Source organism: Metabacillus hrfriensis, assembly GCF_030127205.1.
Lineage (GTDB): Bacteria > Bacillota > Bacilli > Bacillales > Bacillaceae > Bacillus_P > Bacillus_P dongyingensis.
In genome coordinates this window covers 3,758,007-3,779,696 of the sequence record NZ_CP126116.1, presented here as the reverse complement: position 1 = coordinate 3,779,696, position 21,690 = coordinate 3,758,007, and the positions used below count along the sequence as shown (strand labels likewise).

The following is a 21,690-nucleotide window of genomic DNA, read 5'->3' as shown; positions in this document are numbered from 1 at the left end:
AAACTTTAAAGGGGGTATTCATTTGAAAGCCAGAACAATAGTAGAAAAAATATGGGATGATCATGTTGTCTATCGGAAAGACGATCAGCCAGATCTTCTGTATATAGATCTGCATCTGATTCATGAGGTCACCTCCCCGCAGGCGTTTGAAGGTTTAAGGCAGAACGGAAGAAAGGTAAGAAGGCCTGCAAATACGTTCGCTACCATGGATCATAATATTCCAACGGTTAACCGATTTGAGATTAAAGATGAAGTTGCAAAACTTCAGGTAAGCGCACTTGAGGCCAATTGCCGTGAATTTGGAATCAGGCTTGCTGACCTTAGCAGTACAGATCAGGGAATTGTGCATGTAATCGGACCTGAGCTTGGACTTACGCTGCCTGGTAAAACAATTGTTTGCGGAGATAGTCATACATCTACACATGGTGCCTTTGGGGCACTGGCATTTGGAATTGGAACTAGTGAAGTAGAACATGTGCTGGCAACACAAACACTGTGGCAGCAAAAACCGAAAACATTAAACATCCATATAAACGGCTCCTTGAAAAAAGGGGTAACAGCAAAAGATGTTATTTTATATATAATTGGTTCATTCGGGGTGCGTTTTGGAACTGGATATGTCATTGAATTTACAGGTGAAGCGATTGAAAAGATGTCGATGGACGAACGGATGACGGTCTGCAATATGTCAATTGAAGCAGGAGCTCGTGCTGGACTCATTGCTCCTGATGAAACAACTTTTGCATATATTGAAGGCAGGGAATTTGCACCAAAGGGAGAAGACTTGAAGGAGGCAATTGCCTATTGGCAAAACCTGAAAAGTGATCCAGGGGCAGAATATGACGATAAAATCGCCATTGAAGCTGCCGATATATCTCCAATGGTTACCTGGGGGACGAATCCGGGCATGGCTGTAGCTGTTGATCAAAAAGTGCCGAACACAAGCATGTTCAATAAGGTGGAAGAGAAACAGGAAGCGGAGAGAGCTTATTTCTATATGGGTCTTGAACCAGATACCAGGGTACAGGATATTGAAATAGATTATGTGTTTATCGGATCCTGCACAAATTCCAGAATAACAGATCTGCGCCAGGCTGCAGATGTTATTAAGGATAGACAGGTAAATCCATCTGTAAGAGCGATCGTCGTTCCCGGTTCTCAAAAAGTGAAGCTTCAGGCAGAAGAAGAAGGCCTTCATCATATTTTTATTAACGCAGGATTTGAATGGCGTGAATCAGGCTGCAGCATGTGTTTGAGCATGAATGATGATATTGTGCCTGAAGGGAAACGCTGTGCTTCAACGTCAAATCGAAATTTTGAGGGCAGACAGGGAAAAGGGGCAAGAACGCATCTTGTCAGTCCGGCCATGGCTGCAGCGGCAGCGATTTACGGCAGATTTGTAGATGTCAGAGAACTAACAGGAGGGATTGCAAGTGGAAGCATTTCAAGTGCACAAAGGTAAACTTGCTGTTTTAAACAGGTCGAATGTCGATACAGATCAAATTATTCCGAAGCAGTTCTTAAAAAGGATTGAACGGACCGGATATGGGAGATTTGCTTTTTTTGACTGGAGATATTTAAATGACGGCACAGAAAATCCTGAATTCGAACTGAATAAGCCTGAAGCAGCAGGTGCAAGCATCTTAGTTGCAGGAGAGAATTTCGGCTGCGGATCATCCAGAGAGCATGCTCCTTGGGCACTTGGGGATTATGGATTCAAAGTCATCATTGCCCCTTCTTTTGCAGATATTTTTCATCAAAATTGCCTGAAAAATGGATTGCTTCCTATTAGAATAGAAGAACATTTTCATCAGCAGTTAATTGAGAAGAGCTCAAATCCTCAATTTGAGTGCACGATTGACCTTGAAAAACAAGAAATTCGCGAAGGAGAAACAGTTCTTTATACGTTCACGGTCGATCCATACTGGAAAGATATGCTGCTGAACGGACATGATGAAATTTCCCTTACTTTCATGTATGAAGAACATATTGCGGATTATGAAAAATCAAGAAGAGTCTGGATGCCGTAAATCCGGGCTCTTCTTTTCTTGTTTTCTAAACCGTCCATTGGTACACTTGTAGGCAAATAGCAAGCCGGAGATGATCCTATAATGATGGATGGAAAAAAACAGAGAAAAGTTATTCCCTTTCCTAACTTAAGCGAGCGGTTAGTTGATAAAGGATTGGAAGCCCTGAAAAATAAACAGTTTAAAGAAGCACTCTCCCTCTTTTATGAAGTACTGGAGCTTGGAGAAGAAAGGGCTGAGATTCATCTCGGAATCGCATTATGCCTGATGGAGCTTGGAGAGCTTGAAGAAGCAAAGTCCGTTTGCCGGAAAATGCTCCACGAAGATATCGGAGACTATTTTACCGTGCTGCAGGTTTATTTGACGGTCCTTATTCAGCTCAGACAATACAGCGAAGTGCAGCAGACCATAGAGGCTGTGCTTCAGGAAAATCAGCTGCCGCATGATCAGGCCGAGCATTTTTACAAGCTTCTTGATTTCAGCAGGAAGATGACGGAGGACGATGATTTTCCGATTGATGATGACGAGGAAGATGAAAGCTATACAGAACCGAGGAATTTGCTTGATACGATTAATCAGCAGGTTGCCTATGTTCAATCCTTAAAAGACCGCAATGTATCAAGACACATGCAGCAGCTTCAATCCATCTTAAAGAATGCAGGCAGCCATCCTGTTGTTCAATCAATGATTCTCCATTTGCTTATGGAGAATGAGGTGGCAAAAGAAGTGAAAATTGTTAAGTTCGGCAAAACGATGTCGCTGATTCCTGCAGAGCTTGAAGACTTATCAGAGCTTCCGTTTACCAAGAAAGTACTGAATGTGCTGGATGATATTCTTGGTCAGGAGAATCCTGCGCTGTTTGAAGCAGTAAAAGAAGTATGGATCCGCCATTTGTATGTGTTATTTCCATTTTTGCCTGAACCTGCCGAAGCGAGGCTGTGGGCAGCTGCTCTTCATTATGCCGGCTATGAAATGCACGGCATTGCCGCACCTGCAGAAGAGGTCAGCTATTTATATGAAGTAAAAGAAAATAGGCTGATTGAAGCATCAAGAAAAATTTATGAAATAGAAGAAATTTCTTATTTGCAAATCTAACGTAAATGTTGAAAGGAATTTTTTCTATGTTATAATAAAATGGTTGTAAAATGATGATCCGCCGTACATAAAGGAATGTACCCTTATGCGTGCAGACATCATACACTACACTGGCCGATTTAGTAAATCATCTACATAAGGGTATAACAAAGGAAGCACTTGTTTAAAATGGACAAGGCATACTTTGCCAAACCTAACCTAGATTATGTCACTATTTCAATAGATTTTTTGGAGGGAAACATATGTCTGCAAAATGGGAAAAGTTAGAGGGTAATCAAGGCGTTCTGACAGTAGAAGTTGATGCGGAAACGTTCAGCAATGCCCTTGATGAAGCATTCAAAAAAGTATCAAAGCAAGTAAATATTCCAGGATTCCGCAAAGGTAAAGTACCACGCGGAATGTTCGAACAGCGTTTTGGCGTAGAGTCACTTTATCAAGATGCTTTAGATATCCTTCTTCCTGAAGTATATCCTCAAGCAGTTGAAGAAGCTGGCATCGATCCAATCGACCGTCCTGAAATCGATGTTGAACAAATCGAAAAAGGCAAAAACTTAATTTTCACTGCTAAAGTTGTTGTAAAACCAGAAGTGAAATTAGGCGAATACAAAGGCCTTGAAGTAGAAAAATTGAATGCAGAAGTATCTGAAGAAGATGTGGATGCTGAAATTAAAACATTGCAGGAGCGTCATGCTGAACTGGTTGTTAAAGAAGAAGGCGCTGTTGAAAATGGCGATACAGTTGTAATCGATTTCGAAGGATTCGTCGACGGCGAAGCATTCGAAGGCGGAACAGCTGAAAACTATACACTTGAAATCGGTTCTGGCTCTTTCATCCCTGGCTTTGAAGATCAGCTTGTAGGCCTAGAGGCTGGCGGAGAAAAAGACGTTGAAGTAACATTCCCTGAAGAGTACCATGCTGAAAACCTTGCTGGAAAGCCGGCAACTTTCAAAGTGAAGCTTCATGAAATCAAAGCAAAAGAACTTCCTGCTTTAGATGATGAATTTGCTAAAGACGTAGATGAAGAAGTGGAAAGTCTTGAAGCTTTAAAAGCTAAAACAAGAACTCGCCTGGAAGAAACTAGAAAAGCTGAAGCGGAAAACACACTTCGTGACTCACTTGTAGACAAAGCTTCTGACAATGCAGAAGTTGATATTCCTCAAGTATTAATCGAAAACGAAGTTAGCCGCATGATGCAGGAATTTGAACAGCGTCTTCAAGCACAAGGCATGAATCTTGAGTTATACTTCCAATTCTCTGGTCAAGATGAAGATGCATTAAAAGAGCAAATGAAAGAAGATGCTTCTAAACGCGTGAAGTACAATTTGACTCTTGAAGCAATTGCTAAAGCAGAAAACATCGAAGTTACTGATGAAGAAGTAGATGCTGAGATTGCTAAAATGGCTGAAATGTACAACATGCCTGTTGAAAACATCAAGCAAGCTCTTGGATCTTTAGAAGGATTAAAAGAAGATCTTAAAGTGCGCAAAGCAATCGACTTCCTTGTTGAAAACAGCAAAGAAGCTGCATAATAAATAGGAAAGAAACAAGGCGCGAAATGATTCGTGCCTTGTTTTGCAAAATAGATTTATTTTTAATCGCATTGGGTACTATATAATTACCGGATGCTACATACATATAAGGTTAAGAAAAAGATTCATTTTTTTGCGGGAGCAAGGATTTTAAAGCCAAAGAGCGAATTATATATACAAACACTCTAATCTGCACAGGCAGAGTGGTTTTATTTCCTGTACTCTACATACTTATGGTACAATGCAATACATACCAATTTTTCAGGCTTTAACCGCTTCGGACCAGCGGATAAGGTAAGTTGCGTGATATTCATTCCCATTACCTTTATACTTAGGAATAAGAAAGATAATCCATCCAGAGCAGCTTCTCCTATAGATGAAGATGTATGGGTACTTTGATGATACAAAGATATAAGGGGTGAAAACATGTTTAAATTTAATGACGAAAAAGGTCAGCTGAAATGTTCGTTTTGCGGTAAAACTCAAGACCAGGTTCGTAAATTAGTTGCTGGACCAGGTGTCTATATATGTGACGAGTGCATTGAATTATGCACAGAGATCGTTGAAGAAGAACTGGGAACAGAAGAAGAAGTTGAATTTAAAGATGTTCCTAAGCCGAAAGAAATTCGCGAAATATTAGACGAATATGTCATTGGGCAGGAACAAGCCAAAAAGAGCCTTGCTGTAGCTGTTTATAACCACTACAAACGCATTAATTCCAACAGCAAGATTGATGAAGTAGAGTTATCTAAGAGTAACATCGCGATGATCGGGCCGACAGGAAGCGGAAAAACGCTCCTTGCTCAAACATTAGCACGCATTTTGAATGTTCCTTTTGCTATTGCTGATGCTACATCTTTAACGGAAGCCGGATATGTTGGGGAAGATGTTGAAAACATTCTTTTAAAATTAATCCAAGCTGCTGATTATGATGTAGAAAAAGCTGAAAAAGGCATTATATACATCGATGAAATTGATAAAGTTGCCCGCAAGTCTGAAAATCCGTCGATTACACGTGATGTTTCAGGTGAAGGTGTGCAGCAGGCACTTCTTAAAATTCTTGAAGGTACGGTTGCAAGTGTTCCACCGCAGGGCGGACGGAAACACCCGCATCAAGAATTCATTCAAATTGATACTACAAACATCTTATTTATTTGCGGCGGTGCCTTTGACGGCATCGAACAAATTGTTAAGCGCCGCTTAGGCCAAAAGGTTATCGGCTTCGGCTCTGACAAAAAAGATGATGAACTTGACCAAAAAATGCTTCTTTCAAAAGTACTTCCTGAAGATCTTCTGCGTTTCGGACTTATTCCGGAATTCATTGGCCGTCTGCCGATTATCGCAAGCCTTCAGCCATTAGATGAAGAAGCACTGATTGAAATTCTGACAAAACCTAAGAATGCTCTTGTTAAGCAGTATCAAAAAATGCTTGATTTAGATGGCGTAGAACTTGAGTTTGAAGAAAATGCGCTGATGGAAATTTCTAAAAAAGCAATTGAGCGCAAAACAGGTGCACGCGGACTTCGTTCTATTATTGAAGGACTCATGCTTGAAGTTATGTTTGAGCTTCCATCACGTGATGATATTACAAAATGCATCATTACTCCGGAAACAGTCACAGATAAAGTACCGCCTAAGTTAATACTGACTGATGGCACGGTTATTGAAGAAGATACGAAAACTTCTGCTTAATATTGAAAGCCTTGCGGGATTATCCCGCAAGGTTTTTTTGTATATTTTTCATTTGAAAGATTACGTGTTTTTATACATCAATATCTAAATTATAGTTAATTTATTCACGTTTATTCCGCAACACCCTCGGAGATACTAGCTTATAAACATGACATCGCAGTAGGAGGGACCACTATGAGCTGGACTGGAATTGCATTATTTGTGCAACTGTTTTTCGGGGTCATTATTGGCTTGTACTTTTGGAACTTATTAAAAAATCAGCGTACACAAAAGGTATCAATCGACCGCGAATCACGGAAAGAGATGGAGCAATTAAAAAAGATGAGATCGATTAAATTATCTGAGCCTCTGGCAGAAAGAGTTCGCCCTAAAAGCTTTTCAGATATTGTAGGCCAGGAAGACGGAATCAAGGCGCTTAAAGCAGCTTTATGCGGGCCCAATCCTCAGCATGTAATCATATATGGTCCTCCAGGAGTGGGCAAGACTGCGGCTGCAAGACTTGTGCTTGAGGAAGCGAAAAGAAATATGAAGTCACCATTTAAACCTGCAGCGGTTTTTATCGAATTAGATGCAACAACAGCACGGTTCGATGAAAGAGGCATTGCCGATCCTCTGATTGGTTCTGTACATGATCCTATTTATCAGGGGGCAGGCGCGATGGGCCAGGCCGGTATTCCCCAGCCCAAGCAGGGGGCTGTAACAAATGCGCACGGAGGCGTACTTTTCATAGATGAAATAGGAGAACTGCATCCGATACAGATGAACAAGCTGCTGAAAGTTTTAGAGGACCGTAAAGTCTTTTTAGAAAGTGCCTATTATAGTGAAGAGAATACTCAGATTCCAAACCACATTCATGATATTTTTCAAAATGGACTGCCTGCAGATTTTCGTTTAATCGGGGCAACGACCAGAACGCCAAACGAAATTCCCCCAGCAATCCGCTCACGGTGTCTGGAAGTCTTCTTCAGAGATTTGGAGCAGGCTGAGCTTGCGGTTGTAGCAAGAAAAGCAGCAGTCAAAGTTAATATGAAAGTAAGCGAGCCGAGCATAGCAACTTTAACTTCATATGTAAGAAACGGACGCGAGGTTGTTAACATGATGCAGATCGCAGCAGGCATGGCAATGACGGAAGACCGATCAGAAATCACGATGCAGGATATTGAATGGGTGGTAAGTTCAAGCCAGCTTACACCGAGATATGATAAAAAGATCTATGCGGATGCAAAAATAGGTCTCGTTAATGGACTTGCTGTTCACGGGCCGAATTCAGGTTCCCTGCTTGAAATTGAAGTGACGGTCATTCATGCCAAAGATAAAGGAAACATTAATATCACAGGAATTGTAGAAGAAGAAAGCATCGGAGACAGAGGCAAATCGGTCAGAAGAAAAAGCATGGCTAAAGGTTCAATTGAAAATGTCATAACTGTCTTGCGGTCAATGGGCATTAAAGCAGATGATTATGATATCCATGTAAACTTCCCAGGAGGCATACCTGTAGATGGGCCATCAGCGGGAATTGCGATGGCAACAGGCATTTTTTCGGCTATTCACAAAATTCCGGTTGATCATACTGTAGCCATGACGGGAGAGATCAGCATTCATGGCAGCGTAAAACCGATTGGCGGGGTTGTGCCGAAGATAAAAGCAGCTAAGCTTGCAGGTGCGAAAACAGTTATTATTCCGGCTGAGAATATGCAGTCGATACTAAAAACGGTTGAAGGCATACATATCATCCCGGTTACGAATTTGCAGGAAGTGTTCGATGCAGCTCTGCTTAATCCTCCAACCGAAGTGCCTGCGCCGATTACATCGTTAATAAAACAAGACCTCGGGTAGTCTCGAGGTTTTTTAAGTGATAAAGGAAGTATAAAATTTTTGCTCATAAACACGGATTTTTCTGCCGGATTCTTATTTGTCTTCCTGCTCCTGAACGGATGATTACGCTTTTTTGATACACGGAAGTAATTTCTTTAGTCTTCTGAACGAGGAAAGGGTATACTACATAAGGTAACACTATATGATTTACAAATAGACACAATTTTGACGATGAGCTAGAATTGTACAAGAATGAACTCATTATATTATAATGATTGATACTATAGTCATGGAGGTGTATGAAAGTTGGCGAAAAAAGAAGATAAAATCGTCCCCCTCCTACCTCTTAGAGGATTGTTAGTGTACCCGACAATGGTACTTCACCTTGATGTAGGACGCGAAAAATCCGTACAGGCGCTAGAGAAAGCGATGATGGATGATCATATAATCTTTTTAACAACTCAACGTGATATTTCAATTGATGAACCAACCGAAGACGATATCTTTTCAGTGGGAACATTAACGAAAATTAAACAAATGCTGAAGCTGCCTAATGGAACAATCCGTGTCCTTGTAGAAGGCATGCAGCGGGGGAAAATTACAAAATATGTAGATGAAGGTGACTACTTTTCAGTAGGTGCAGCCTCCTTAGAAGAGAGCACAGAAAAAGACGCTGAAGATGAAGCGCTCATGAGAACGCTGCTCGATCACTTTGATCAATACATAAAACTTTCAAAGAAAATTTCAGGCGAAACGCTTTCAACCGTTACAGATATTGATGAGCCCGGCAGAATGGCAGACATAATCGCTTCCCACCTGCCGCTTAAATTGAAAGAAAAACAGGAAGTGCTTGAAACTCTTGATATTAAAGAGCGGTTAAACCGTGTCATTGAAATCATTCACAATGAAAAAGAAGTCCTTCAGCTTGAAAAGAAAATCGGACAGCGTGTGAAACGGTCAATGGAGAGAACGCAGAAGGAATACTATCTCCGCGAACAAATGAAGGCCATTCAAAAAGAACTTGGCGATAAAGAAGGCAAAACGGGTGAAGTGGATGTTCTGAGCGAAAAGATTGAGAATGCCGGCATGCCGGATCATATCAAACTTACTGCTTTGAAAGAACTGGAACGCTTTGAAAAAGTACCATCAACCTCAGCTGAGAGTTCTGTCGTACGAAATTATCTGGAATGGCTTATCTCATTGCCGTGGTCTAATGCAACTGTTGACCGTCTTGATTTAAAACGTGCTGAAACGATTTTGGACGAAGATCACTACGGGCTTGAAAAAGTAAAAGACCGTGTGCTTGAATACCTGGCTGTTCAAAAACTGACAAACTCACTGAAAGGACCGATTTTATGCTTATCAGGACCTCCAGGAGTAGGGAAAACATCTCTTGCCCGTTCGGTTGCTAAATCTTTAGACAGGAACTTCGTGCGAATCTCGCTTGGAGGAGTAAGAGATGAATCTGAAATCCGCGGTCACCGCCGAACTTATGTCGGTGCAATGCCTGGACGCATTATTCAGGGCATGAAAAAAGCAGGAACCATTAACCCGGTTTTTTTACTGGATGAAATAGATAAAATGTCTAATGATTTCAGAGGAGATCCTTCTTCTGCCTTGCTCGAGGTGCTTGACCCTGAACAAAATCATACATTCAGTGATCATTATATTGAAGAGACCTATGATTTATCTAAAGTCATGTTTATTGCTACCGCCAATAACTTGTCAACAATTCCTGGACCACTGCGTGACCGAATGGAGATCATCACGATTGCAGGCTACACCGAAATTGAAAAAATCCATATTGCCAAGGATCATCTGCTGCCTAAACAGCTGAAAGATCATGGTTTGAAAAAATCGCACCTGCAAATCCGCGAGTCAGCCTTACAAAATATTGTTCGCTATCATACCCGCGAAGCAGGTGTCAGAAGTCTTGAGAGACAGCTTGCAGCGATCTGCCGAAAAGCAGCCAAACAAATTGTTTCAGAAGAACGCAAGAAAATTATTATTACAGATAAAAATCTTGCTGATTATTTAGGAAAGAACAAGTTCCGTTACGGTCAGGCTGAACTAGAGGATCAAATCGGAGTTGCAACCGGCCTGGCCTATACCACAGTAGGCGGGGACACTCTCTCAATTGAAGTTTCTTTATCACCTGGAAAAGGCAAACTGATTTTAACCGGAAAACTTGGCGATGTCATGAAAGAATCTGCTCAGGCAGCGTTCAGCTTTATCCGTTCACGGGCAAAAGAGCTGAATATTGATGAGAATTTCCATGAAAAACATGACATTCATATTCATGTTCCAGAGGGCGCCGTGCCAAAAGATGGTCCTTCAGCAGGAATTACCATGGCCACAGCGCTGATTTCAGCGCTGACAGGTAGGCCGGTAAGAAAAGAAGTCGGCATGACCGGAGAAATCACATTAAGAGGAAGAGTTCTGCCAATCGGCGGATTAAAAGAAAAAACGCTGAGTGCGCACCGGGCAGGATTAACAAAAATCATTATGCCAAAAGACAATGAAAAAGATATTGAAGATATCCCTGAAAGTGTCCGCAATGATTTAACATTTGTGCCTGTATCACATTTGGATGAAGTGCTGCAGCATGCGTTAGTAGGAGAGAATGAATGAAAGTAACAAGTTCTGAGATTGTCATTAGTGCAGTAAAACCCGAGCAATATCCAGATCTGGATTTGCCGGAAATTGCTCTTGCCGGACGATCAAACGTAGGAAAATCGTCGTTTATCAACAAATTGCTGAACCGGAAAAACCTGGCGCGGACATCATCCAAGCCAGGCAAAACCCAAACCTTAAATTTCTATATTATTAATGAAGTGCTTCATTTTGTCGATGTGCCGGGCTATGGCTATGCAAAAGTTTCTAAATCGGAGCGGGATGCATGGGGGAAAATGATTGAAACGTATTTCACAAAGCGCAGACAGCTTTGTGCGGCTGTTTTACTTGTAGACCTTCGCCATGCGCCTTCAAAAGATGATGTCATGATGTACGAGTTTCTCAAGCACCATGATATCCCGACAATTGTAGTTGCCACAAAAGCCGATAAAATTCCTAAAGGCAAATGGCAAAAGCATATGAAAGTTGTAAGAGAAACACTTGATAAGGATCCGAACGATCCGCTGATTTGCTTCTCTTCAGAAACTGGACAGGGTAAAGTAGAAGCGTGGTCTGCAATTGAGCATTATACAAATTTAAAGAAATAAGATTGAACCGGCCTCGCGGCTGGTTCTTTTTATAGGGAAAAGAAAACCAGCCGCAAGCTGCGGCTGGAAGTTCATCATTTAAATTCCTGGTCTTACATAATTTACTTTCTTTTAATAAATAATAAGTAAAAACCTCCAAGAATTAGCAGAACAGGCCAAAATTTCTGGATGACCTGCATCCCTTGTTCAACCCAGCCGAGCCCGTTTATAATCGAGTCAAATGAGTGGAGAAAAACGGCAAGCAGGAGTAAAATGAATCCTTGAAAATAGCCTGATTTGGTTTTTACTGCCCGCAGCAGCATGCCGAGTCCGATTATTAAGGTAATGGCAGGCGCGTGCTCGGGCCAATTTGGAAAACGTTCAATGCTATGAAAATGAATCCCGAGTCCCAGTAAGAGTATGCCGGGCAGGATGGCGCTGTCATCTTGATCGAAGTGACCGCCAATCAGAAACACCAGTCCAAACAGGATGAGCAATGTTTGCCAGGACTGCTGATTTTCAAACAGCTCGATTTGAAAGGTTTGCAGAAAGTAGTAAAATCCGATAGCAAGCAGTGCGAGAGCAGAGAAATTTGTCGATTTTTTCATTGATTTTCACCTCTAAATAGAACGATTTCCTTGATTGTAAGCACTTTTTTTGGTATTGTTCAAGGTGGACGAATATGTAACAGCTTTTGCTTTTAAATAGTATCATACCATAGACGAACAAGCTTTCAAGAACTGTTCACATTTAAAAAAAGAGAAAAATGCATGTCATGGTATAATGGTAATAGTATTCTTGTATGTGGGGTGTATAGGATCATGCATATTTTAGTTGTTGGCTTAAATTATAAAACTGCCCCTGTCGAAATTCGCGAAAAACTAACGTTTAATCCGAATGAGCTCGGAGATGCGATGAAAGCTCTGAAAGACAAAAAGAGCATCTTAGAGAATATCATTGTTTCGACTTGTAATCGGACAGAAATTTATACCATTGTGGACCAGCTTCATACTGGCCGTTATTATATTAAAGCATTTTTATCAGAGTGGTTTGGAATCGACAAAGATTCTTTTTCACCCTTTTTAACTATGTATGAAAATGATGGAGCAATCGATCATTTATTCAACGTTTCGTGCGGACTCGATTCTATGGTTCTTGGTGAAACCCAGATACTTGGACAAGTCCGGTCAAGCTTCTTGCTTGGTCAAACGGAAGACACAATAGGAACGGTTTTTCAGCACCTATTTAAACAAGCCATTACTCTTGCCAAAAAGGCACATTCAGAAACAGATATCGGTGCAAATGCTGTTTCAGTCAGCTATGCTGCAGTTGAGCTTGCAAAGAAAATCTTTGGTGATTTATCTAATAAGCATGTTCTTATTCTCGGTGCAGGCAAAATGGGAGAGCTCGCTGTGCAGAATCTTCACGGAAGCGGTGTGCGCAAAGTGACAGTCATGAACCGTACACTTGAAAAAGCGGAGAATCTGGCGATGAAATTCAGTGGCAGTGCGAAAAGCATGAGTGAATTGCAATGTGCTCTAGTAGAAGCAGATATTTTAATCAGCTCCACAGGCTCAAAAGATTTTGTTGTGACAAAAGACATGATGGCCGGAGTTGAGAAGATGAGAAAAGGGAAACCATTGTTCATGGTTGACATTGCGGTGCCCCGTGATCTTGATCCGGGACTGGATGAGCTTGAAAGTGTCTTCTTATATGATATTGATGATCTGCAGGGAATTGTGGATGCCAATCTTCAAGAAAGACAAAAAGCAGCTGAAGAGATTGGAATTATGGTTGAAGGTGAAATTGTTGCCTTTAAACAGTGGCTCAGCACACTTGGCGTTGTACCGGTTATTTCCGCTCTTCGACAAAAAGCTCTTGGTATACAGGCAGAAACAATGCAAAGCCTTGAACGGAAAATGCCAAACCTGACTGAACGTGAATTAAAACTTTTAAACAAACATACGAAAAGCATCATCAATCAAATGCTCCGTGATCCGATTTTGAAGGTGAAAGAATTGTCTGCAGATCCTGATGCAGATCACACGCTTGATCTCTTCATGAAAATCTTTGATATTGAAGAAGCGGTAGAAGAGCAAAAACGAAAAGAAAACTCAATTTCTTTAAGCAGCTCAAGAGCACCGATTGAGCAAGGAAAAGCTTCACTTCAATCGTAAGTGAGAGGAATTTGATTTATGCCAGAGATGAGTTTAACAAGAATCAATGAATTAATCATTATAATATATGCGTTTAGCGTTCTCTTTTTTTTCATAGATTTTATTCATAACAACCGGAAGGCAAACAAGACTGCCTTCTGGTTGCTTTCTATTGTTTGGCTGCTGCAAACAATTTTTTTGTTTTATCAAATGTTTACAACCGGAAGATTTCCAATTTTAAATATTTCTGAAGGCTTATACTTTTACTCGTGGGTGCTTGTTACACTTTCAGTTGTATTGAACCGTTTTTTGAGAGTAGATTTTATTATCTTTTTTACAAATGTTTTAGGGTTTATTATGCTCTCTATACATACATTTGCTCCTTCACAGTATGAATCTGCGGCTGTTTCGGGTCAGTTGATCTCTGAACTGCTGTTTATTCACATTACGATGGCGATCCTTTCATATGGCGCATTCACGCTGTCTTTCGTTTTTTCGCTGCTTTACTTGATTCAATTCAACCTGCTGAAAAAGAAGAAGTGGGGAAAGCAGTTACTTAGAATCGATGATTTAACAAAGCTTGATCATATGTCATATGTATTAAATGTCATTGGAGTACCGATGCTGTTATTAAGCTTAATTTTAGGGGTTATTTGGGCGTATTTAAAACTTCCAAATTTTCACTGGTACGATGCAAAAGTGCTTGGATCCTTTATGATGCTTCTCGTTTACAGCTTTTATTTATACAGCCGCATTGTCAAAGAGTGGCAGGGTAAACAGGTTGCTTACTTGAATGCAGCATCCTTTTTAATTTTATTGATTAATTTCTTTTTATTTGGAAGTTTATCCCGGTTTCATATATGGGATTCATAATAAATGCACCATACATCAGGCTGAAAGTTGGAGGTACTCATTATGCGCAAAATAATTGTAGGTTCTAGACGCAGTAAATTGGCTTTAACTCAAACGAACTGGGTGATCGATCAGTTAAAAAACTTAGGGCTGCCTTTTGATTTTGAAGTGCGTGAAATTGTGACAAAAGGCGATCAGATATTAGATGTGACACTGTCAAAGGTTGGCGGAAAAGGTCTTTTTGTTAAAGAAATTGAGCAAGCCATGTTTGACAGGGAAATTGATATGGCTGTACATAGCATGAAAGACATGCCCGCTGTACTGCCAGACGGGCTGACAATCGGCTGCATTCCTTTCCGTGAGGATCCGAGAGATGCGTTCATTTCAAAAAACCATGTAAAACTTTCAGAGCTTCCTGCCGGCGCAATTGTTGGTACGAGCAGTTTAAGAAGAAGCGCCCAGCTGCTTGCGATGAGACCGGACCTTGAGATTAAGTGGATTCGGGGAAATATTGATACACGTCTTGCAAAGCTTCAGCATGAAGAATATGACGCGATCATTTTAGCTGCAGCTGGTTTGGCCAGAATGGGATGGAGTCAGGATGTTGTAACAGAATTCTTAGATGCCAATGATTGTGTACCAGCAGTTGGACAAGGTGCACTTTCAATTGAATGCAGAGAAGATGATCACGAGCTGCTTGAACTCTTGTCTCATTTTACGGATGAAGCAACCAAGCTCGCTGTTTTGGCAGAGAGAACATTCCTCCACGTCATGGAAGGCGGATGTCAGGTTCCGATTGCAGGCTATGCTACAGTTGCTTTTGATAACGAAATCTCTCTTACTGCTTTAATTGCCTCACCTGACGGAAAAGAGATTTATAAAGAAAGAATCGTTGGAAAAGATCCAGAGGTTATCGGCAAAGAAGTATCAGACCGCCTGATTCAGCAGGGGGCAAAAGCCCTGATTGACCGAGTGAAAGAGGAGCTCGATCTATAATGGCTCCTGACCTCTCCGGAAAGAAAATTTTAATTACGAGAGAGCATACACAGGCGACCACTTTTGCCGAGAAAATTAAAAACGCCGGCGGAGTTCCCATTGTAACTCCGCTTATCCGTTTTGAAAAGGCAAAGAATGAAAAGCAAATCCGTGAGATCATTGACCGCATAAGACCGAAGGACTGTCTTGTTTTTACAAGCACAAATGGTGTTGCTTACTTTTTTGACTTTCTGACAGAACATAAAATACATATAAGCAAATTTTCAGATTGCACCTTTGCCGCAGTCGGCAGAAAAACAAAGAAATTAATAGAAGACAGAGGCTTCCCGGTCACCATCATTCCAAAAGAATATGTGGCAGAGCAATTAGCCGAGGAAATTGCAGCTAAGACTGGTACAGAACAGCATATTTTCCTGTTCAGGGGAAATCTGGCCCGTGAAATATTAATCAAGAAGCTTACTCAGAAGGGCTTCTCCGTGACAGATGCCGCTCTGTATGAAACAATACATAATGTAAAAGATGGACAAACAATCGAGCGTTTACTGAAGCAAAATGAGCTCGATTATATTACATTTACAAGCTCATCAACCGTAGATGCTTTTATGAAAGTAATGAAAAACAGGGATCTGGATTCGCTGCTATATGGGGTTACTTTGGTAAGCATCGGACCAATCACGCATCAGACCCTGTCCAATTATGGATTTAATGGGATTGTTTGTAATACATACACAATCGATGCCATGATAAATAGAATGAGAACTCATATTCAATCTGAAAGGAAATGAATAACTATGGATCTTCAATTTACAAGACACCGCAGACTCCGCACCACCAGCAGCATGAGATCAATTGTCCGTGAAACTCACCTGCATGCAGAAGACTTCATCTATCCAATCTTTGTAATAGAAGGAGAAAAGAAGAGAAATGAAGTAAAATCAATGCCTGGCGTTGAACAGATTTCACTTGATTATTTGGATGCAGAAATGCAGGAAGTATCTGATCTGGGCATTAAATCGGTTATCGTGTTTGGTGTTCCTGATGAAAAAGACGAGGTCGGTTCACAAGCCTATCATGATCAGGGGATTGTTCAGAGAGCGATTACTCAAATTAAAGAAAACTTCCCCGATTTAGTTGTCATCGCTGATACTTGTTTATGTCAGTTCACTGACCACGGGCATTGCGGCATTGTCAAAGAAGGCAAAGTATTAAATGATCCTACACTTGATCTGCTTGCGCGTACAGCTGTAAGCCAGGCAAAAGCAGGGGCTGACATTATCGCACCATCTAACATGATGGATGGATTTGTAGCAGCAATCCGCCACGGATTAGACGAAGCAGGATTTGAAGATGTGCCGGTTATGTCATATGGAATCAAATATTCAAGTGCCTTTTACGGCCCATTCCGTGATGCTGCCCACAGCACACCGCAATTTGGCGATCGCAAGACGTACCAAATGGATCCGGCTAACCGCATGGAAGCTCTCAGAGAAGCAGAATCCGATTTAATGGAAGGCGCAGACTTTTTAATTGTGAAGCCTGCTTTATCGTATCTTGATATTATCCGTGATGTGAAAAACAACTTCAATGTTCCAATTGTTGCTTATAACGTAAGCGGAGAATATGCCATGATCAAAGCGGCTGCCCAAAATGGCTGGGTTGATGAAAAAGCGATCGTGATGGAAATGATGATCAGCATGAAACGCGCGGGCGTTGATATGATTTTGACTTATCATGCAAAAGATGCTGCCCGCTGGCTTAAGGAACAACACTAATCGTAAGGGAGAATTCTTATGCGCAATTATGAAAAATCAAAGCAGGCATTTAAAGAAGCGCAAGGTTTGATGCCAGGCGGTGTAAACAGCCCGGTGCGCGCATTTAAATCGGTTGCGATGGATCCTATCTTCATGGAACGCGGTAAAGGCTCCAAGATATATGATATCGATGGAAACGAATATATTGATTATGTTTTATCATGGGGACCGCTTATTTTAGGTCATACAAATGATGAAGTGGTTGAATCGATAAAAAAGGTGACTGAATCCGGCACAAGCTTCGGTGCTCCTACATTAATCGAAAATGAACTGGCAAAGCTTGTGATCGAGCGCGTCCCTTCAATTGAAGTGATTCGGATGGTAAGCTCAGGAACAGAAGCAACAATGAGTGCATTGCGCCTTGCACGCGGTTTTACCGGCCGAAACAAAATTCTCAAATTTGAAGGCTGCTACCACGGACATGGTGATTCTTTATTAATCAAAGCAGGGTCAGGTGTTGCAACACTCGGTCTGCCGGATAGTCCAGGGGTGCCGGAGGGGATTGCGAAAAACACGATCACGGTTCCTTACAATGATTTGGAAAGCGTCAAATACGCATTTGAACAATTCGGAGACGATATTGCAGGTGTGATTGTCGAACCTGTAGCAGGAAATATGGGAGTCGTGCCGCCGCTGTCAGGATTCTTGGAAAACCTGAGAGCAATTACAACTCAATACGGCTCTTTGCTTATTTTTGATGAAGTGATGACGGGATTCCGTGTGGATTATGGCTGTGCACAAGGATACTTCGGTGTAACTCCTGATATTACATGTCTTGGAAAAGTCATTGGCGGAGGATTGCCTGTTGGAGCGTATGGCGGACGTGCAGACATTATGAAGCAGATAGCACCAAGCGGACCAATTTATCAGGCAGGTACATTATCCGGAAATCCGCTTGCTATGACTGCAGGATATGCAACTTTAAAACAGCTGACACCAGATTCATATAAAGAATTTGGCCGCAAAGCAGATATTCTCGAAGAAGGCTTAACGGCTGCAGCGAAAAAGCATGATATTCCAATCACATTCAACAGAGCCGGCTCAATGATCGGTTTCTTCTTTACGAATGAAAAAGTAACAAATTTTGAGACTGCCAAAACATCTAATTTAGACTTTTTCTCGAAATTCTACCGTGAAATGGCAAATGAAGGTGTATTCCTTCCGCCGTCTCAATTTGAAGGTCTATTCTTATCTACAGCCCATACAGATGAAGATTTGAATAAGACGATTGATGCAGCAGAAAAAGCCTTTTCTAAATTAAAGTAAGAAAGTGAAACCTCTGAAGAAGACAAAGTGACTGCATAGAGGTGCAAATAAAAATATCATGCACACTTCATTTCATAGTTGAAAAGAAGTGTGCATTTTTAATGTCATTTCATATAAGAAAATCTTATGGAATAATGGATAATCGGAAGTTTTATGGATTGCTGTGTCTGCGCGGTGCTTTACCGAAAAGACGATAAAAAGATAAATGGCTTGGAGATAAACTCCAAGCCATTTTTCATAAATAATTGCCAAATTACTGTGTCCACCTCACAGGTGAAGCCGTTTAAGAAAATATAGGCGGTAGTTTTTATTTCTCTTTATAACCGGATTTCCGGCTTAACCACTTACTTGAAAAAATAATGGCGAGACCGATTAAGCCGACTGCAGCCATCAGCCAGTCATCGACTATATTGAACCATAAAGGAATTTGAAGTAAAAAGATCAAACCAATGATAATAAAAAATAAGGGTTTCATAGAATCTCCTGTGTTTTTTCCTTTAGTATAGCAGTTATTTCATGAAATAAAAAAGAGAACCGGCTTTGGCCCGGCACTCTTTATGTACATTAATAACGGTGTGAATCTTCCTTCGCTTTTCCTGCAGCTTCTTGAATGCTGCCTTTCAGCTTATCTTTTTTGCCTTCCCGCTGTATGTTCGGATTGTCTGTTGCATTGCCGACCTGGTCCTTCACTTCACCTTTGGCCTGGTTTACCTTGCCTTTTACTTTATCGCTTAAACCTTGATCTTTTGACATTACAGATCACTCCTTTTTTATGTTACAGACTATTTTCCCGGTCAGCGGTCAGTTAAAACACTGATTTTTAGATTCTATATCTCATTATAGAAATAAGTCATATTCTAAAAATCACTCATAATCTTTGAATCTTGAACATAAACCTTTAATGTCATAGCTTATTAGGTTAGGCCATTGAAAGGAGGAGTTCAAGTTGTCACAGGATCAACAATCATCATTACGGTTTTCTGTTGAAGAATCCGTTTGGTTTCAAAAGGGACAGGAAGTAGGTGAGCTGTTATCCATCTCATTAGATCCAGACATCACCATCCAGGAATTTGACCAGTACATCTCCATTCGGGGTGCACTGCAGTTAACGGGTGAGTACAAAATAGATGAGGATTATAACGAAGAGGAATTTGAATATGCCAATCTCCGGTTTGTAAACAGTGTTGAAACCCGGGAGGAGGATGGCATATCACAGCTTGTTCACCGGTTCCCAGTGGATATTACGATCCCCAGAAATAGAATTGGAGATTTAGAAGAAGTATATGTGACGATTGAATCATTTGACTATGATCTATCTGAAAGCAGAAATCTTAAGCTTGTTGCAGATTTAGAAATAAGCGGAATTTCAAGTCAGGATTCATTTGAAGAAGTTCAGGAAGAGAAAGAGGAAGAGCAAACATATAATCACTCAACTAAAGAAGAGCTTGAGCCGCTTTACCGTTCTTCTCAGGCTTTGCTCCATGAAGAGGAGACTCAGGAAGCATATTCAGAAAGCTTTGATGCAGTCCTTGCAGAGAACAGCGACACTCCTGAAAAAGAAGAGTTTTATCAGCCTTTTGATGTAGGAGTCAGAAAGCAGGCAATAGAAGAAGAAGTCACACAGTCTTTTGATGTAGAAGTCAGAAAGCAGGCAATAGAAGAAGAAGTCACACAGTCTTTTGATGTAGAAGTCAGAAAGCAGGCAATAGAAGAAGAAATCACACAGCCTGAAATTCATTATAGTGCAGGAAGGCCTGCAGAAGCAGAGGTCGAATCTTACTCAGCACCGCCTAAACAAAGTCCAAAAAGCCGAAAAGAAGAAGCGAAAAAACAGGAGCAGCCGAAGGAGACGGAAAACTCTCTTTATTTAACAAAGCTTTTTGGACGTGAGGATGAAGAGGAGTTTTCAAAACTTAAAATCTGCATCGTTCAGCAGGGGGATACAATTGACAGCATATGCGACCGTTATAATATCACGGTCCAGCAGCTGCACAGGGTGAACCAATTCAGCTCAACTGCTGATGTGCATGAAGGGCAGACTTTATATATTCCGGTTTATGCAAACACGCATTAAGATGGACAGAACAGCTTGAGGAGGAGTATTCCTCAGCTGTTTTTTTTGTAAGAATCAATATTCTTCTCAGAAAGAAAACAGGTTAAAATCGTTCACTTATTCCTTCATAAAGGAAGGTGAGTTATAGAGTGGTGAGAGAAATTATGGATAAGCTAGTGCCTGTAATCAGCCAATATGATTTAACTTGCGAGTACGCGGAGTCAATCAGTGACAAGCTGACCAAAATCTATGCAAGCTCTGGAGCATCATATGCATTAAAAAGAGTCACAGCAAACCGAAATGGCCATTTTATTGAAACACTTCATACGGCTCATCAAAAAGGATTTTCCGGCTATGTGCCAATTTTCAGAAATAAACACCGCCAATTTTTCACCTCAGATGGAGAGTACTGGTATTACATCATGCCATGGCTTCACAATGAACCTGAAGAGGAGAGAGATGAGCGTCATAAAAACATGTTCAGGGAACTTGCTGTGCTCCATCAGAAAACAGCCGCCGCGGAAAAATTGAATCAGGATGCACTTAAAGTTCATTATGATACATTATCCAGGCAGTGGGATGAAAACAAAGCCGCTTACGAAAAATATGTGGAAGAATGCGAAAAAAAATGGTACTTGTCCCCTTTTGAACTGCAGGCGGTTACTTATTATTTTGAAACAGCAAGAGCGACTGATTTTGCGCGGAAGAAACTTGATGAATGGTACGAAATGATGAAGGAAAAAGAAGATGCCCGCCAGGTTATTATTCATGGGAGAGCATCCATTCATCACTTTTTATACGATGAACAGGGAACTGGATTTTTAACAAATTTTGAACAATCCAGATACTCATCACCCATTGACGATTTGCTTCTCTTTTATCATCGTACATTCCATACGTATCCATTTGCAGATGATGATTGTGTGGATTGGCTCTATACGTATCAGCAGCATTTTCCGTTCCGGGAAGAAGAAATGCTTTTATTCACTTGCTACCTATCATACCCGGATATTATCTACAGAAATTTGAAAAAGCATATGAACCAGTCAAGCCGGAGTGTCCCTCAGCTCAAACGGAATCAGGATCTCACCAAATCCTACTGGACTTTTAAAAACATTGAATATTTTGTTATGAAAGTGACGCAAATTGAAGAGAATAAAAAAATAGCGGCAGAGCAATCATCATAAAAAAAACCCAA

General features: G+C 41.0%; 19 protein-coding genes. 16 read left to right on the top strand and 3 right to left on the bottom strand.

Annotated features, from left to right (window positions below):
* The first annotated feature begins 22 nt into the window (after positions 1-22).
* The 8 genes from leuC (at position 23) to yihA (ending at position 11,379) form a co-directional block, all read left to right on the top strand.
* Positions 23-1,462 carry a 3-isopropylmalate dehydratase large subunit gene (gene leuC / locus QLQ22_RS18800; protein WP_223437044.1) on the top strand — a complete coding sequence of 480 codons (1,440 nt, stop codon included), beginning with the start codon at positions 23-25 and terminating at the stop codon, positions 1,460-1,462.
* A complete protein-coding gene (leuD, locus tag QLQ22_RS18795) occupies positions 1,434-2,030 on the top strand; it encodes a 3-isopropylmalate dehydratase small subunit (RefSeq protein WP_223437042.1) in 597 nt (198 codons plus the stop codon). The genes leuC and leuD overlap by 29 nt, the downstream gene beginning before the upstream one ends.
* An 81-nt stretch (positions 2,031-2,111) precedes the next feature.
* Positions 2,112-3,122 (top strand): tetratricopeptide repeat protein, encoded by a 1,011-nt coding sequence (locus QLQ22_RS18790; protein WP_223437040.1) that lies wholly within the window; start codon positions 2,112-2,114, stop codon positions 3,120-3,122.
* A 242-nt stretch (positions 3,123-3,364) separates the two neighbouring features.
* The gene (gene tig, locus QLQ22_RS18785) at positions 3,365-4,651 is read left to right on the top strand and encodes a trigger factor (protein WP_223437038.1); all 1,287 of its coding nucleotides are present in this window, start codon (positions 3,365-3,367) and stop codon (positions 4,649-4,651) included.
* Positions 4,652-5,077: 426 nt separating this feature from the next.
* On the top strand, positions 5,078-6,343 hold the full coding sequence (clpX, locus tag QLQ22_RS18780; protein ID WP_223437036.1) for an ATP-dependent protease ATP-binding subunit ClpX: 1,266 nt from the start codon (positions 5,078-5,080) through the stop codon (positions 6,341-6,343).
* A 174-nt stretch (positions 6,344-6,517) separates the two neighbouring features.
* Positions 6,518-8,179: an ATP-dependent protease LonB gene (gene lonB, locus QLQ22_RS18775; RefSeq protein ID WP_223437034.1), complete on the top strand. Its 1,662-nt coding sequence runs from the start codon at positions 6,518-6,520 to the stop codon at positions 8,177-8,179.
* Positions 8,180-8,464: 285 nt separating this feature from the next.
* Positions 8,465-10,789, top strand: a complete 2,325-nt coding sequence (gene lon, locus QLQ22_RS18770) for an endopeptidase La (protein ID WP_252207235.1) — start codon at positions 8,465-8,467, stop codon at positions 10,787-10,789.
* The gene (gene yihA, locus QLQ22_RS18765; protein WP_223437030.1) at positions 10,786-11,379 is read left to right on the top strand and encodes a ribosome biogenesis GTP-binding protein YihA/YsxC; all 594 of its coding nucleotides are present in this window, start codon (positions 10,786-10,788) and stop codon (positions 11,377-11,379) included. Before lon ends, yihA begins: the two co-directional genes overlap by 4 nt.
* 101 nt (positions 11,380-11,480) lie before the next feature.
* Here yihA and QLQ22_RS18760 read toward each other — a convergent pair whose 3' ends face one another.
* Positions 11,481-11,966 (bottom strand): LiaF transmembrane domain-containing protein, encoded by a 486-nt coding sequence (locus tag QLQ22_RS18760; protein ID WP_223437028.1) that lies wholly within the window; start codon positions 11,964-11,966, stop codon positions 11,481-11,483.
* 213 nt (positions 11,967-12,179) lie between these two features.
* On the opposite strand from QLQ22_RS18760, the gene hemA reads away from it, so the two are divergent.
* From hemA to hemL, 6 genes are read left to right on the top strand one after another with little or no spacing between them, the layout of a single operon-like run.
* On the top strand, positions 12,180-13,535 hold the full coding sequence (hemA, locus tag QLQ22_RS18755; RefSeq protein ID WP_223437026.1) for a glutamyl-tRNA reductase: 1,356 nt from the start codon (positions 12,180-12,182) through the stop codon (positions 13,533-13,535).
* Between the two features lie 18 nt (positions 13,536-13,553).
* The gene (locus QLQ22_RS18750) at positions 13,554-14,387 is read left to right on the top strand and encodes a cytochrome C assembly family protein (protein WP_223437024.1); all 834 of its coding nucleotides are present in this window, start codon (positions 13,554-13,556) and stop codon (positions 14,385-14,387) included.
* Between the two features lie 42 nt (positions 14,388-14,429).
* On the top strand, positions 14,430-15,362 hold the full coding sequence (gene hemC / locus QLQ22_RS18745) for a hydroxymethylbilane synthase (RefSeq protein WP_284015329.1): 933 nt from the start codon (positions 14,430-14,432) through the stop codon (positions 15,360-15,362).
* Positions 15,362-16,147: a uroporphyrinogen-III synthase gene (locus QLQ22_RS18740; RefSeq protein ID WP_223437019.1), complete on the top strand. Its 786-nt coding sequence runs from the start codon at positions 15,362-15,364 to the stop codon at positions 16,145-16,147. The genes hemC and QLQ22_RS18740 overlap by 1 nt, the downstream gene beginning before the upstream one ends.
* A 6-nt stretch (positions 16,148-16,153) precedes the next feature.
* Positions 16,154-17,134 (top strand): porphobilinogen synthase, encoded by a 981-nt coding sequence (hemB, locus tag QLQ22_RS18735; protein ID WP_223437018.1) that lies wholly within the window; start codon positions 16,154-16,156, stop codon positions 17,132-17,134.
* An 18-nt stretch (positions 17,135-17,152) separates the two neighbouring features.
* Positions 17,153-18,439: a glutamate-1-semialdehyde 2,1-aminomutase gene (hemL, locus tag QLQ22_RS18730; RefSeq protein WP_223437016.1), complete on the top strand. Its 1,287-nt coding sequence runs from the start codon at positions 17,153-17,155 to the stop codon at positions 18,437-18,439.
* Between the two features lie 307 nt (positions 18,440-18,746).
* Here the strand turns inward: hemL and QLQ22_RS18725 are convergent, their stop codons facing one another.
* Positions 18,747-18,914: a hypothetical protein gene (locus QLQ22_RS18725; protein WP_223437012.1), complete on the bottom strand. Its 168-nt coding sequence runs from the start codon at positions 18,912-18,914 to the stop codon at positions 18,747-18,749.
* A gap of 89 nt (positions 18,915-19,003) precedes the next feature.
* A complete protein-coding gene (locus tag QLQ22_RS18720) occupies positions 19,004-19,192 on the bottom strand; it encodes a CsbD family protein (RefSeq protein ID WP_284015328.1) in 189 nt (62 codons plus the stop codon).
* Between the two features lie 193 nt (positions 19,193-19,385).
* On the opposite strand from QLQ22_RS18720, the gene spoVID reads away from it, so the two are divergent.
* Positions 19,386-20,513 (top strand): stage VI sporulation protein D, encoded by a 1,128-nt coding sequence (gene spoVID, locus QLQ22_RS18715; protein WP_284015327.1) that lies wholly within the window; start codon positions 19,386-19,388, stop codon positions 20,511-20,513.
* A 143-nt stretch (positions 20,514-20,656) separates the two neighbouring features.
* The gene (gene ysxE / locus QLQ22_RS18710; protein ID WP_223437007.1) at positions 20,657-21,679 is read left to right on the top strand and encodes a spore coat protein YsxE; all 1,023 of its coding nucleotides are present in this window, start codon (positions 20,657-20,659) and stop codon (positions 21,677-21,679) included.
* Positions 21,680-21,690: the final 11 nt, after the last annotated feature.